Here is a 13,730-nt window from a genome sequence, read left to right as displayed (position 1 = left end):
TCTCCTGACCTCACCCGGCCCGAGCGGGGCGCGCCCGCCGTCCGGGCCCCCGGGCCCGGACGCCTGCGTCGTCCCGGGCCGTTGGGGCTGACGGGTCTGACGGGTCTGATGGGGCAGACGGGGCAGACGGGGCCGAGCCCAGGTCGCCGGGGCGGCTATGCCGCGCGCAGCTCCTGCCGCTGCCGCCCCAGCCCGTCGATCTCCAGCTCCATCACGTCACCGGCACGCAGATACGGCTTCGGCTCAGGGAACCCCATGGCGACGCCCGCCGGCGTCCCCGTACTGACCACGTCCCCCGGCCGCAGCGTCATGAACTGGCTGAGATAGCGCACCACTTCGGCGACCGGGAAGATCTGCTCGGCCGTCGTGCCGTCCTGCCTCAGCTCGCCGTTCACCCACAGCCGCAGCCCCAGCGACTGCGGATCGCCGGCCTCGTCCGCCGTCACCAGCCACGGACCCAGCGGGTTGAACGTCTCGCAGTTCTTGCCCTTGTCCCACTGCCCGCCGCGCTCCAGCTGGAAGGCCCGCTCGGAGACGTCGTTGGACACCGCGTACCCGGCGACCGCCGCCAGCGCCTCCTCCTCCGAACCGAGATAGCGCGCCGTACGGCCGATCACCACGGCCAGCTCCACCTCCCAGTCCGTCTTCTCGCTGCCCCGGGGCACCAGCACCGTGTCGTACGGACCGACCACCGTGTCCGGCGCCTTCATGAAGAGGATCGGCTCCTCAGGGATCGCTCCGCCCGTCTCCCGCGCGTGATCGTGGTAGTTCAGCCCGATGCAGACCACCTTGCCGATACCGGCCACGGGCGCACCGACACGCAGCCCCTCCGGCTCCAGGGCAGGAAGCCCGCCGGGCGCCCCGGCGGCCCGACGCACCCGGCCCAGCGCCGCGTCGTCGGCGAGAAGCGCACCGTCGACGTCCGGTACGACATCCGACAGATCCCGCAGCACTCCGGTGCCGTCCAGCAGAGCCGGACGCTCCGCCCCCACCGGTCCGACGCGCAGCAACTTCACGTCCCACTCCACTCCGAGGTCGGGCTCGGCGGACCGCCGGCGGAGGGCCGGCCGTCGCCGAAATGTCTGGATCAGAGCGGCCGATCCTCCAAGAGGGAGTTCAGATACACAACCCCGTGTTCATGTAGTGGACCTCCTGACCCGACGGGCCGACGGAGCGGCGCCCGCACCGGGCACCGTCTCCACCCGTCCCGCGCCCAGAGCGGCCCGCTCCACCGCCGTCCACGTCGTGGTCGTCACCACGTACAGCGCCGCCGCCAGCGGCACCACCGCGACCGTGATCAGCGTCCCGAACGACAGCAGCGGCAGCGCCCGCGCCACGGCGCCACCCGGCGCCGGCGCACCCGAAGTCAGCGTGCGGCCCGCGGCCGTGACCGGGACCGAGGCAGGAGCGGCACCGGCGGTCGCAGCCGCAGTCGCGGTCGCAGCCGGGGCAGCGGCCCTGGCCGCCATGAGCCTGCGCGTACGCACATAAGTCCACGTCGCCACGGCGGCCACCAGCACGAACAACCCCGCGTACACCAGGCACGGGCCGCCCAGGACACCACCCGCCTCCACCGCGTCCCACAGCCGCCCGCCCAGCGGCGCGCCCAGCAACGTATGGCCGAGCAGCGCCTCATCCGTCGTGAAGAGGTGGTACATCGCGAAGAACACCGGCAGCTGCAACAACATCGGCAGACACCCCGCCACCGGCGAGGCCCCCTCCCGCTCCTGCAACCTCTCCAACTCCCGCCGCAGACCCTCCTGATCACCATCATGATCCCGCTTCAGCTCCGCGATACGAGGCGCGAGCCGGGCCCGTACGCGCTCACCCCGTACCGCCGCACGCGCCAGCGGATGCAGCGCCAGACGCACGCACAGCGTGCACGCGACGATCGCGGCAGCCGTCGCCGAAGCGCCGAAGAACGGAGCGAGGAGAGCGGAGAACCGCTCCACGAAAGCAGCGAAAAAGGACATGCTCGAACCCTCCACGGGTCTCGTCGTGCCTGATCGGAAACACCGGTGCGCACGCACCGGCGCGGAAGACAGACCGGCGTGACGAACCGCGCAGACGCAGGCTCGGCCCCGTACCCGCGGTCGCGCCCCGAGCCGGGACCGGCCCGGACCAGGGCGACGACGACACCGCCGCCGCGTCACGAAGGCGGCGGAAGGAGACGGAAGAGGCGGGAGGCGGAAGGAGAAGAACGGAGAGCGAGCGCTACACGGCCGTCGCGATACGACAGCCCGGCGCTCGCGGACGCGGACGCCCCACGGCGTCCGGATCACGCTGCGGAAGAAAAGCCGTGCGCAGCTCACGGTCCCGGATCGCCGTACGGACCCGGCCACGCGGCACCCGCGGCACGGCGACCGCGACAGCGACGGCGGCACCCACGACGGCGCGGCACACCAGCACCACAGTCGCGGCGGTCGCGGCGGCCGTCAGCGCGGACGTGAGACCCGCACCCGAGCACAGGAACCCGAGGACCGGGAACAACGACGCGGAGACGCCCAGGCGCAGACGCATGCGGGGACGCACACGAGAAAGCACGCGGGGGCGCACACGCCGAGCCTCCGGCATCGTGCTCACACCGGCGTCGATCACGCGCTCCGCCACCTCCCCGTCCGTAGCCGTCCCCGTGGCAACTCGCCCTGCCCGTACGAGAGTTCCCGGCGAGAGCCCCGTACGGGAGTTCCGTACTCAGGCCCCGTACGAGAGCCCGGCAGGAGAACTCCGAACAACCGTACCGCCCGCCCGAACCCGGCCGCCCGCCACCGCCGCGGGACCGCGACCGGCCGCCCGCCACCACGCGAACCCCCCGGTGGATAATCGGCCCCATGAGCAGCAGCGCCCAACCTCCGCACGGACGCCCCCCGCACACACGACTGATCCTCGCCACCCGCAACGCGCACAAGGTCACCGAACTCCAGGCCATCCTCACCGACGCCGGCATACAGCTGGAACTCGTCGGCGCCGACGCCTACCCGGACATCCCCGACGTCAAAGAGACCGGCGTGACCTTCGCCGAGAACGCCCTCCTCAAGGCCCGCACCCTCGCCCAGGCCACCGGCCTGCCGGCCGTCGCCGACGACTCCGGCCTCTGCGTCGACGTACTCGGCGGTGCCCCCGGCATCTTCTCCGCCCGCTGGGCCGGACGGCACGGCGACGACAAGGCCAACCTCGACCTGCTGCTCGCCCAGCTCGCCGACATCGACCCCCGGCACCGCGGCGCCCACTTCGCCTGCGCCGCCGCCCTCGCCCTGCCCGACGGCACCGAACGCGTCACCGAAGGCCGCCTCCGCGGCACCCTCCGGCACGCCCCCTCCGGCACCGGCGGCTTCGGCTACGACCCGGTCCTCCAGCCCGACGGCGACACCCGCACGTGCGCGGAGCTGAGCCCCGAGGAGAAGAACGCGATCAGCCACCGCGGCCTCGCCTTCCGCGCCCTGGCGGGGGAGATCCGCGAACTGCTGGGCTGAGCAGGCTCCGGCGGCCCGCCGCGCAGCACCCCACGGAACGAGCCCCACCCCCATGACCAGGGGCGGGGCTCGAATCGTGCGCGAGGAGGGACTCGAACCCTCACGCCCGCAGGCACCGGGACCTAAACCCGGCCCGTCTGCCAGTTCCGGCACTCGCGCTCGCCAGCGCAGTCTACTGCCGCGCGGGACCGGCCGGTCCCGCTCCCCGTCCGCGGTTGCGACCGCACCAGGTGCCGGTCACGGCGTGGCAGTTCGGGCAGAGATAGCGCAGGTTCTCCGGCCGGTTGTCGCGCCAGTCTCCGTTGATGTGGTCGATCTGCAACGTCAGCCGTTCCCCCTGCCAGGAACCGGAGTTGGCGCAGCGGGCGCACTCATACGGCACCCGCAACTCGTCGAGGGCGCGGCGCAGCCGCTCGTGTCTGACGCGCGGGAGGCCCTCCGGACGGATCCGGAGCACGTGCTGAGCGATTCGCTCCGGCGGGCCCGCCCGCCGGGTGCGCCTCGCGGGTCGCCGGAAATGACCGTCGTCCAGGCCGAGCCTGTGAGCACGTCTCCGGACCTTCATGCGATTCGCTTCGTTCACGGGCATGCCCAGCTCCCGCAGCACGTCGGCATAGGAGCCGCACCGTGCCACCGCCGCGCGCAGGGCCGGCTCGGGGACGGCGACGCGCGCGTGGGAGAAGTGGGAGACGTCCGCTCCGGCGTCACGGAGCATCCTGCGCAACGCGGCACGGGAGCGGCCGTCGTCGGGCACGCCGAGGGCGCGTGCGAGGCCGCGCAGGCTCCGTGCCGACCGGGCCGCCGCTCTCAACTCATCGTCCGCGAAGGGCAGTTCGGACGGTGCTCGGTTCAGGCCCGGGAAGTGACTCACGTCCAGGCCCGCCGCCGCGATGCGGCGCCGGATGTGCGACAGCGTCCCGGTGGAGGGAGCCGCGCCCAGCTTGCCGACGACTTCACGGAGCATGGTCGAGGAGGCCACGGCGTCCGCGATCTGCTCGTCCGAGTACCTGGCCCAGGGACTGACCCGCGTGAAGTGGCCGGTGTCCAGCCCGTGTTGCGCCACAGCTCGCTGCAACGTACGGCGGCCGCCTCCGCTGACGTGCACGCCGAGCGCGCGCATCAGCTCCGTCCAGTTCGAGACCGCGGCCACCGCCTCCGCGAGCTCCTCCCGCGTGTACTTACTCCCCCGCATCGCACCCATCGCGCCCCCGTGCTTCCCGCCCGTCGACCGGACCCCGGCCGGACCCCCTGCCGGACCCCGGCCGACGACGTCCGTCGTGCCCTCGTACAGATCGTCGCCGTCTCGCACAGTTCAAGGAGGGAAAGCGGCCGCGGTTACACCGATCGAGGCGCACCCCGTCCCCGCCCGGCGCCCTCCGCGCCCTGGGCGCCTTCGAGGCCCGCACCCCCGGCGGCCGTGTGCACTGCGTACACACACTGTCGCCCTGTGCACTTCCCGCCGCCACCGCGGGGAGCGCACAGGGCGTGACTCGTGCCTTCTGCTGCTCCGGTTCGAGCTACTGCTCCAGTTCGAGGTCCTTGATCAGCTTGGCCACGTGTCCCGTCGCCTTGACGTTGTACAGCGCGCGTTCCACCTTGCCGTCGGCACCGACGATCACGGTGGAGCGGATGACTCCGGTGACGGTCTTCCCGTAGAGCTTCTTCTCGCCGAAGGCGCCGTACGCCTGCATGACCTCCTTCGAGGGGTCTGCGACGAGCGTGACGCCCAGGTTCTCCTTCTCGCGGAACTTGGCGAGCTTCTCGGCCTTGTCCGGGGAGACACCGATGACGTCGTAGCCGGCTCCGGCGAGCAGGTCGAGGTTGTCGGTGAAGTCGCAGGCCTGCTTGGTGCAGCCGGGCGTCATCGCCGCGGGGTAGAAGTAGACGATGACCTTGCGGCCCTTGCGGTCGGCGAGCGAGACCTGCTTGCCGTCCGCGTCCGGCAGTTCGAAGTCGGGGGCGGTGTCGCCGGGCTCCAGTCGCTCACTCATCTGTGCTCCTCGGTGTAGCTGTCGTCGGTCCCGAGAGTAGCCGCAGCCCCGTGTGCCGGGGGTGCCGCGGGGCGGCCGGTGGGCCGAGCTGACAGACTGTACGGCAGGCCTGCCGTACAGCGGCGTGCCCGTACGGCCGGCGCCGCCGGCGCCGCCGGTGCGTGCGGGGCGAGTTCGGCGCGGACGGCACGGGGAACGCGCAGGACTGTGCGTGGCCGTGCGGCCCGGGCGGCGGCCCGACTGCTGTGGTCCGGGCCGTGGTTGGCGGTGCGGGCCGCGTGCGAAGGCAAGGCGTACGGCTGTGCCGTGGTGTGCGGGCCGCCGTGCGGCGGGCAGGAACGACGGATCGATTCGACGGAGGCGGCGCGGTGCCACAAGGCAGGACTCCCGCGGACATCGAGGCGGACATCATCGGCAGGCGGCGCGAACTCGCCGCGACACTCGATGAGATCGCGGTGCGCGTGCACCCCAGGACGATCGCGGGCGACGCGAAGGCGAAGGCGGCCGCCGCGGTCGACCGGACCGCGGGCCGCGCGTATGTGGCGGCGAACCGCGCGGTGGCGGACGTGCGGTCGAAGTTCGTCGACGAGAAGGGTTCGCCCCGCCTGGAGCGGGTGATTCCGGTGGCTTTGGTCGCAGTGGCCGTGGTGGGCGGCCTGTTCGCCCTGTCGGCACGGCGCCGCGGGCGCTGAGGCGCTGATATACGGTCTAGCCGTGAGTTCCGAATCCTCTACCGGTCATGCGGCCCCCGGTGCGGAAGCCGGCGTGGGCTCGGGCATGGCGCGCCACGACAAGCTGCCGATCCGGATGCTGCACGACCGTGTGCTGGTCCGTACGGACATCGAGGAGGGCGAGCGGCGCTCCTCGGGCGGGATCGTGATTCCCGCGACGGCGGCGGTGGGCCGCCGGCTCGCGTGGGCGGAGGTCGTCGCCGTCGGGCAGAACGTCCGTACCGTCGAGCCGGGCGACCGCGTGCTCTTCGATCCGGAGGACCGGGCGGAGGTCGAGGTGCGTGGCGTGGCGTACGTGCTGATGCGGGAGCGCGATCTGCATGCGGTGGCCTCGGAGCGGCTTCAGGGTTCCGAGGATTCGACCGGGCTGTATCTCTGACCCGTCCCTGATCCGTTGTCTGACCCGCCGCGGATCCACCGAACCCTCCGGGCCCGCCGAACCTTCCTGATCCGCCGGCCTCTCCGGGCCCGCTGAGCGCACCGGGTCCACGGCTCGCTCCACCGCTCGCTCCTCAGCCGCTCACACCGCTCAGCCGCTCACACCGTCAGGTCCCGTCCCCTTCGGGCAGCTCCGTCATGCGGGCCGCCGAGGCGGGTCTTCCCGTCGTGTTGCCGCCCTGCCAGCCCTGGTCTCCGCCGGGGCCGCCCGTGTTGCCGTTGTCGGCGCCGCCGTTCTGCCCGTCGGTGTTGCCGCCTTCGAGGCCGCCGGTCGGCGGTGTGCCCGGGTCGGTCGGCGGGTCCGTCGGCGGAGGGGTGGGCGTGCCGCCGTCGGTGGGCGGTGTGGTGGGGCCGGTGGTGGGCGGTCCGGAGGTGCTGGGGCCGCCGTCGGTGGGGGGCGTGCTGGGTTCGTCGCTGTCGGGCGGTGTGGTGCTGGGGATCTCGGCGCCGCCGCCGGTCTTCAGGTCGAAGTCGCGTACGGGCTTTCCTTCGAGGGCGGCCTTGGTGTAGTCGCCCCAGATCTCGGCGGGGAAGCCGCCGCCGTTGACGCGTTCCAGACCGGTGGCTCCGTAGAGGGGCTTCTGCACGCCGGTCTCGGAGTTCTGGCCCATGACGCTGATGACGGTGGCGAGTTCGGGTGTGTAGCCCGCGAACCAGGCGGCCTTGTCCTCCTCCGCGGTGCCGGTCTTGCCCGCCGCGGGCCGCCCGGCGCTCTGTGCCGCGGTGCCGGTGCCGCCCTGAACGACCTTGCGCAGTACGGCCGTTGTGGAGTCGGCGGCGCGGCGTTCGACCTCTTCGGACACGTCGCGGTCGGGCAGTTCGATGACTTCGCCGCCGTGCGTGGCCTTCTCGACGAGGCTGTAGCGGCCGCGCTTGCCGTGGTTGGCGAGTGTCGCGTACGCCTCGGCCATGTCGGTTGTGGAGGCGGTGGCGACGCCGAGGGCGATGGAGCCGTCGTCGGGCATGTTGGGGGTCTTCTCGGGGAGGCCCAGGTCGACGGCGGTCTGCTTGACCTTCTTCGGGCCGACGTCGACTCCCATCTGCGCGAAGACGGAGTTGACGGACTTGTTCATGGCCTTGCTGACGGGGATCTGCCCGTAGGACTTCTTGTCCTCGTTCTCCGGCGCGTAGTCGGTGCCGTGTCCGTCGCTGATCACTTCGCGCTTGTTGGTGCCGTCGTAGACCGTGTCGGCGTTGATGCTGCGGCCGTCCTGCGTCTTGGCGTCGTTCTGGAGGGCCGAGGTGAAGATGAACGGCTTGAAGGTGGAGCCGACCTGGTAGTCGCGGCGCGTGGCGTTGTTGACGTACTGCTGGGTGTAGTCGATGCCGCCGTACATGGCGACGATCTTCCCGGTCTTGGGGTCGACCGAAGTGCCGCCCGCGCGCACGTACTTGTCGACCTTGCGCTTCTTCTTGTCGAGCTTGGACATCAGCCGGTCGTCGACGGCTTCGCTCATCGCCTTCTGCCGCTTCGGGTCGAGCGTGGTGGTGATGCGGAAGCCGCCGGCCGCGAGCCGGCGCTCGTCGATGATCTCGTTGCTTATCAGGTAGTTCTTGACGGCTTCGACGAGATAGCCGCGCTGGCCGGACATTCCGGTGGCGGGCTTGGCGCGTCCGGGCCTGGGGAACTCCATGGAGTCGCGTTCGCCCCTGCTGATCCAGCTCTTCTTGACCATGCCGTCGAGCACGTAGTGCCAGCGGGCGACGGCGCGGCGGTGGTTCTCGGGGTGCGCCTCGGTGTCGTAGGCGTTGGGCGAGTTGACCAGCGCGGCGAGGTAGGCGCCTTGGGCGGTGGACAGGTCGGACACGTCCTTGCCGTAGTAGGCCTGGGCGGCGGCCTGGATGCCGTAGGCGTTGCGGCCGAAGTAGCTGGTGTTGAGGTAGCCCTCGAGGATGTCGCTCTTGCTGACCTCGTTGTCCAGCTTCAGCGCGATGAAGAACTCCTTGGCCTTCCGCGTGAGGGTCTGGTCCTGGTTGAGGTAGTAGTTCTTCACGTACTGCTGAGTGATCGTGGAGCCGGACTGCTTGCCGCCGCCGGTGACCATGTTCCAGCCGGCGCGGAGCATGGCCTTCGGGTCGATGGCCGACTCCTGGTAGAACTCGCGGTCCTCCGCGGCCAGTACGGCCTCCTGCACGCTCTTGGGGACCTGCGCGAGGTCGATGTTCTCCCTGTTGACCTCGCCGTCGCGGGCGATCTGGGAGCCGTCGGAGTAGAGGAAGACGTTGGTCTGCGCGGCGGCCGCCGCGTTCGCCGGGGGGATGCTGACCAGCAGATAGCCGGCGACGAGGACGCCGCAGCCGAGGACGACGAGGATCATCGTCGCGCCCAGCGCCCACCGCCAGGTGGGGACCAGCCGGCGAAGCCCGGTCCTGCCCCCTCCGGCGCTCACCGTCGCTTTCGGCTCGTCGCTCATCTCTTCTGGGACCCCTCGTCCGAATTCGGGCGATCCGGTCGTTACGCCCTTGGTCGTAAGCGCGCCTGGCTCGATCGTCCTGCTCACCGGGGTCGGTCGTACGCGAGCGCGGCCCCGTCACTGTACGTGCCGCCGACCTGCGACCGTGCACGCGGATATTCGTTGGCTGCCCGCTTCCCGGGTGGGCTAGGCTCCCTCGTTTCCCAATCGTGAGAAAGCCGCGGGGAACCACTACTGGGATAGACGGAGAAGGGCTTCAAAAGGATGCGCCTGAGAGGCGTCTATTTCGCGGTGGCGGCGGGCAGTTTCCGCCGCTACGCCACATACCGGGTCGCGACGGCGGCCGGGGTTTTCACCAATACCGTCTTCGGCTTCGTCCTCGCGTACACGTTCACGGCGCTGTGGAGCGAGCGCCCGCACCTCGGGGGCTACACCGAGTCGCAGGCGCTGACCTTCGTGTGGACGGGCCAGGCGATGCTCGCTGCGGCGGCGCTGATCGGCGGCGGCTTCCAGGAGGAGCTACAGGAGCGCATCCGTACGGGAGACGTCGCCATCGACCTCTACCGGCCCGCCGACCTCCAGCTGTGGTGGCTGTCGGCGGACCTCGGCCGCGCCCTGTTCCAGCTGCTGGGCCGCGGCATCGCTCCCATCGCCGTGGCCGCGCTCTGCTTCCGGCTGGCGCTTCCCGCATCGCCGTCGACCTGGGCGGCCTTCCTGGTCGCGGTCGCGCTCGGCGTCGTCACGGGCTTCGCGCTGCGCTATCTCTTCGCGCTGAGCGCCTTCTGGCTGCTGGACGGTACGGGGCTGAACATGCTGAGCACGCTGCTGAGCATGTTCTTCTCGGGGATGCTGCTCCCGCTGACGGTCTTCCCCGGCTCGTTCGGCGAGGTGGTGCGGCTGCTGCCGTGGGCGGCGACGATGCAGGTCCCGGCGGACGTGCTGCTCGGGCAGTACGAGGGGGCGGGGGTGCTGTCGGCGTTCGCCTTCCAGGCGGCGTGGGCGGCGGTGCTGCTGGCGGCGGGCAGGGCGTTGCAGTCGCTGGCCACGCGGAAGGTGGTGGTCCAGGGTGGCTGAGCTTCCGGAGGCGCCGGCGCCGGGGGTGCCGCGGCCCGCGCCCGCGGGGGATGCGCACGCGGGGGCTGCGCACGCAGAGGCCGCCGGTGCCGGCGCCGCGGATGTACGGGCCGGGGACGCGCGGGCCGGAGACACACCGACCGGAGACACACGGGCCGGGAACGCGCGTATCGCGGGCCCGGCGGGCGGCGAGCCGGCGGCCGAGGGTCCGCTCGACCGCCTCTGGTGGGGCGTGCGCGCGTACTGCTTCATCGCCGCGATGTGGGTGCGCTCGACGATGGTCTACCGGGCGTCGTTCGTGATGCTCGCCGTGGGCAGCTTCGCCACCTCGGTGCTCGACTTCGTCGCCATCATGATCATGTTCTCCCACGTGGACGTGCTCGGCGGCTTCGCCTTCCGCGAGGTCGCCCTGCTCTACGCCACGTCCGCGACGTCCCTCGGCCTCGCCGACCTGCTGCTGGGCTCCTTCGACCGCATCGGCACCCGCGTACGCGACGGGACGATGGACACCATGCTCGTCCGGCCCGTACCGGCACTGGCACAGGTGGCCGCGGACCGGTTCGCGCTGCGGCGGCTGGGCCGCATCGGGCAGAGCGTGCTGGTGCTGGGCTGGGCGCTGAGCGGCGTGGAGCTCGCGGGCGGCGCGTGGGCGCCGCTGCTGCTGGCGGTGACGGTGCTGAGCGGCACGGCGATCTTCGGGGCGGTCTATGTCGTGGGCGGCGCCTTCCAGTTCGTCGCGCAGGACGCCGCGGAGGTGCAGAACTCCTTCACGTACGGCGGCGCGACGCTGCTGGAGTACCCGCCGACGGTCTTCGCGAAGGACCTGGTCCGCGGCGTCACGTTCGTGATTCCGCTCGCCTTCGTCAACTGGCTGCCGGTGCTGCGCCTGCTGGGCCGCGACGATCCGCTGCGGCTGCCGGGCTGGGCGGACTTCGCGGGCCCGGCGGTGGCGGCGGCCTGCTGCGCGCTGGCCGGGCTGGCGTGGCGGGCGGGACTGCGCGCGTACCGCAGCACGGGCAGCTGACGGCGGCGCGCGGCGCACGAACGGCGTGCAAGCGGCCTACGGACGGAAACGACCGGCGCCGGAAGAGAACCACAAGGGAACCGGAAGAGGAGGGGCGTCAAGGAGTGTCCATGACCGATGACTTCATCGTGCTGGAGGACCTGGAGAAGGTCTTCCAGGTGCGCCGCAGAAAGGGCAGGCTGCGCCGCGAACGCCACGAGGTGCGCGCCGTGGACGGCATCTCCTTCGCCGTCGCACGCGGCGAGATGGTCGGCTACATCGGCCCGAACGGCGCCGGGAAGTCCACCACGATCAAGATGCTCACCGGCATCCTCACGCCCAGCGGCGGCCGGCTGCGCGTCGCCGGCATCGACCCGTCCCGTGAGCGCACCAGGCTGGCCCGCCGCATCGGCGTCGTCTTCGGCCAGCGCACCACCCTGTGGTGGGACCTGCCGCTGCGCGACTCCTACGCGCTGGTGCGCCGCATGTACCGCATCCCCGAGGCCCGCTACCGCGCCAACCTGGAGCGGTGCGTCGAGCTGCTGGACCTGGGCGGCCTGCTCGAAGTGCCCGTACGGCAGCTGTCGTTGGGGCAGCGCATGCGCGGCGACATCACGGCCGCGCTGCTGCACGACCCGGACGTGCTGTACCTGGACGAGCCGACGATCGGCCTGGACGTCGTCAGCAAGTCGACGGTGCGCCGCTTCCTCGGCGACCTCAACGCCGCCGAGGGCACGACCGTGCTGCTGACGACGCACGACCTCACCGACATCGAGCAGCTGTGCAAGCGCGTGATGGTCATCGACCACGGACGGCTCATGTACGACGGTGCGCTGACGGGCCTGCACGAGGTGGGCGAGAGCGAACGCACGCTGGTGGTCGACCTCGAACGCGAACTGCCGCCCATCGAGGGCGTCGAAGGTGCCCGCACGGTACGGACCGAGGGCCCGCGCCAGTGGCTCGCCTTCCCGGCCTCGGCGAGCGCGGCCCCGATCGTCTCGCAGATCGCCGACGGCTACCCCCTGGTGGACCTGTCGGTACGCGAACCGGCCATCGAGGACGTCATCTCCCGCATGTACGGCGGCAAGTGACGCGCTCCGCGCAACAGGAACGGGGGGGGCACCGGCGCGCACCCGCCACGCAAACCAGAACGGGTGGGCGGGCGGGAAAAACCCCGTACCCAAGAAGGAGGTGCGGCCCGTTACGAACGACGCCCGACCGGCGAGGTCACGTCACGTCAAGTCCTGGCCGGCGACGACCCCTTCAGCAGCTTCAGGTCCAGCGCCTCCGCCATCGCCCGGAACCCGTTGTCGCTCGGGTGCAGATGGTCGCCCGAGTCGTACGCGGGCCGCAGCCGGTTCGGGTTCGCCGGGTCCCGCAGGGCCGCGTCGAAGTCGACGACCTCGTCGAAGACCTTGCCGGAGCGGATCTCCTCGTTCACCCGCTGCCTTATGTCGTCCAGCTGCTTCTGGTAGCCGCGGTGTCCGCCGAAGGGCGTGAGCGTGCCGCCGATGACGCGGAGGTTGCGCGCGTGCGCGTACTTCACCAGCTGCCGCAGACCGTCGGCGATCTTGCGGGGGTCCCGCTGCCGGGGCGGCTTGATGATGTCGTTGAGGCCCATCTCGACGACGACGGACTTGACGCCGGAACGCGACAGCACGTCGCGCTGCATGCGGGTCAGGCCGCTGGGACCGTTGTTGGGCGAGTACCGGGGCCCGTCGACGAGGACGCGGTTTCCGCTGATGCCTCCGTTGAGCACGCTGAAGCGGGGCGCGTTCCGCTCGGTGCGCAGCCGTTCGGCGAGGAAGTCCGTCCAGCGGCGGTTGGCGCCGGGGCTGGAGCTGATGCCGTCGGTGATGGAGTCGCCGAGGACGGCGACGGCGCCGCGCGTCTGGTTGCTCCACACGTCGACCGCCGTGAGGTAACGCCAGTACGGGCTCTGCTCGGTGAAGGCCGTCCCCGAGGTCTCCTCGGCCTTGTCGCCTCGCGCCACGTAGCTGGTCTGGCGTGCGTAGGGGTGGTACGTGACGGGCCCGGACCGCTTCGGGGAGTACGTGGTGACGAGGAGGTCCGCGGCGTGCGGCACGTTGAGCCGCACGGGGTCGCTGGTCGCCTTGCGTCCCGGGGGGATGGTCACCGTACGGGAGTTGGCGAAGGTCAGCCTGCGCATGGTGCCGGTCGCGGCCGTCGGGTTGCTGGGTGCGGCGGCGAGGGCGAGCGTCGCGTGGGAGACGGTGAGGGGTTTGGTGCCGTAGAGGTTGGAGAGGGTGATGCGGGCTCCGGAGCCGCCCACGGAGGTGTGGACGACGTTCCGTATCGACATCTTGGGATAGCCGTCGCGGGTGTTGGGCTCCGCCGCCACCGCGGCGGCGGCCCAGGTGCCGACCCAGTTGCCGGAGGAGGCGGGTGCCGCGTTGTCACGGGTGCCCTGCGTGATTCCGTCGAGGCTGCCGTCGTCGCTGCCCGCGCCGATGAAGACGGCGGTCGATACAAGCACAACGATCGCCGCCAGACCGGCGAGCAGGGCATAACCCATGTTCCTGGTCACGCTCGGTGTGTCTCCTCGGGGCAGGCGGAGCCCGAGGCTCCGAGTGGTCGCGGTCAAA

At 71.5% G+C, this 13,730-nt stretch carries 13 protein-coding genes and 1 tRNA gene; 6 read left to right on the top strand and 8 right to left on the bottom strand.

Annotated features, from left to right (window positions below):
• Window positions 1-155: 155 nt before the first annotated feature.
• From HCC61_RS00630 to HCC61_RS00620, 3 genes are all read right to left on the bottom strand, one after another.
• The gene (locus tag HCC61_RS00630; RefSeq protein ID WP_169133231.1) at window positions 156-1,016 is read right to left on the bottom strand and encodes a fumarylacetoacetate hydrolase family protein; all 861 of its coding nucleotides are present in this window, start codon (window positions 1,014-1,016) and stop codon (window positions 156-158) included.
• 120 nt (window positions 1,017-1,136) lie between these two features.
• On the bottom strand, window positions 1,137-1,973 hold the full coding sequence (yidC, locus tag HCC61_RS00625; RefSeq protein ID WP_169133230.1) for a membrane protein insertase YidC: 837 nt from the start codon (window positions 1,971-1,973) through the stop codon (window positions 1,137-1,139).
• A gap of 241 nt (window positions 1,974-2,214) precedes the next feature.
• Window positions 2,215-2,520, bottom strand: coding sequence for a DUF6412 domain-containing protein (locus HCC61_RS00620; RefSeq protein ID WP_169133229.1), 306 nt, complete (start codon window positions 2,518-2,520; stop codon window positions 2,215-2,217).
• 311 nt (window positions 2,521-2,831) lie between these two features.
• Between HCC61_RS00620 and rdgB the strand changes: the two genes are divergently transcribed.
• On the top strand, window positions 2,832-3,473 hold the full coding sequence (gene rdgB / locus HCC61_RS00615; protein ID WP_169133228.1) for an RdgB/HAM1 family non-canonical purine NTP pyrophosphatase: 642 nt from the start codon (window positions 2,832-2,834) through the stop codon (window positions 3,471-3,473).
• A gap of 77 nt (window positions 3,474-3,550) precedes the next feature.
• On the opposite strand, the gene HCC61_RS00610 is transcribed toward rdgB, so the two are convergent.
• The 3 genes from HCC61_RS00610 to bcp form a co-directional block, all read right to left on the bottom strand.
• A tRNA-Leu gene (locus HCC61_RS00610) sits at window positions 3,551-3,632 on the bottom strand.
• Between the two features lie 13 nt (window positions 3,633-3,645).
• Complete coding sequence (locus HCC61_RS00605; protein ID WP_169133227.1) at window positions 3,646-4,665, bottom strand: HNH endonuclease; 1,020 nt, start codon at window positions 4,663-4,665, stop codon at window positions 3,646-3,648.
• Between the two features lie 325 nt (window positions 4,666-4,990).
• Window positions 4,991-5,464 carry a thioredoxin-dependent thiol peroxidase gene (gene bcp, locus HCC61_RS00600; RefSeq protein ID WP_169133226.1) on the bottom strand — a complete coding sequence of 158 codons (474 nt, stop codon included), beginning with the start codon at window positions 5,462-5,464 and terminating at the stop codon, window positions 4,991-4,993.
• A gap of 368 nt (window positions 5,465-5,832) precedes the next feature.
• On the opposite strand from bcp, the gene HCC61_RS00595 reads away from it, so the two are divergent.
• Together HCC61_RS00595 and HCC61_RS00590 are read left to right on the top strand one after the other, a co-directional pair.
• Window positions 5,833-6,156 carry a DUF3618 domain-containing protein gene (locus HCC61_RS00595; protein ID WP_169133225.1) on the top strand — a complete coding sequence of 108 codons (324 nt, stop codon included), beginning with the start codon at window positions 5,833-5,835 and terminating at the stop codon, window positions 6,154-6,156.
• 85 nt (window positions 6,157-6,241) lie between these two features.
• Window positions 6,242-6,574 carry a co-chaperone GroES gene (locus HCC61_RS00590; RefSeq protein ID WP_169133793.1) on the top strand — a complete coding sequence of 111 codons (333 nt, stop codon included), beginning with the start codon at window positions 6,242-6,244 and terminating at the stop codon, window positions 6,572-6,574.
• Window positions 6,575-6,740: 166 nt separating this feature from the next.
• Here the strand turns inward: HCC61_RS00590 and HCC61_RS00585 are convergent, their stop codons facing one another.
• Entirely contained in the window at window positions 6,741-9,047 is a 2,307-nt protein-coding gene (locus HCC61_RS00585) for a transglycosylase domain-containing protein (RefSeq protein WP_169133224.1), read from the bottom strand.
• Between the two features lie 264 nt (window positions 9,048-9,311).
• On the opposite strand from HCC61_RS00585, the gene HCC61_RS00580 reads away from it, so the two are divergent.
• From HCC61_RS00580 to HCC61_RS00570, 3 genes are all read left to right on the top strand, one after another.
• Window positions 9,312-10,121 carry an ABC-2 family transporter protein gene (locus tag HCC61_RS00580; protein ID WP_169133223.1) on the top strand — a complete coding sequence of 270 codons (810 nt, stop codon included), beginning with the start codon at window positions 9,312-9,314 and terminating at the stop codon, window positions 10,119-10,121.
• A gap of 259 nt (window positions 10,122-10,380) precedes the next feature.
• On the top strand, window positions 10,381-11,145 hold the full coding sequence (locus HCC61_RS00575) for an ABC-2 family transporter protein (RefSeq protein ID WP_169133792.1): 765 nt from the start codon (window positions 10,381-10,383) through the stop codon (window positions 11,143-11,145).
• Window positions 11,146-11,255: 110 nt separating this feature from the next.
• The gene (locus HCC61_RS00570; RefSeq protein WP_169133222.1) at window positions 11,256-12,215 is read left to right on the top strand and encodes an ATP-binding cassette domain-containing protein; all 960 of its coding nucleotides are present in this window, start codon (window positions 11,256-11,258) and stop codon (window positions 12,213-12,215) included.
• A gap of 146 nt (window positions 12,216-12,361) precedes the next feature.
• Here the strand turns inward: HCC61_RS00570 and HCC61_RS00565 are convergent, their stop codons facing one another.
• Complete coding sequence (locus HCC61_RS00565) at window positions 12,362-13,660, bottom strand: SGNH/GDSL hydrolase family protein (protein ID WP_169133791.1); 1,299 nt, start codon at window positions 13,658-13,660, stop codon at window positions 12,362-12,364.
• Window positions 13,661-13,730 lie beyond the last annotated feature (70 nt).

Source organism: Streptomyces sp. HNM0575 (genome assembly GCF_012726265.1).
GTDB lineage: Bacteria > Actinomycetota > Actinomycetes > Streptomycetales > Streptomycetaceae > Streptomyces.
The sequence above is the reverse complement of the archived record's forward strand: the minus strand, read 5'-3'. Positions and strand labels throughout refer to the sequence as shown.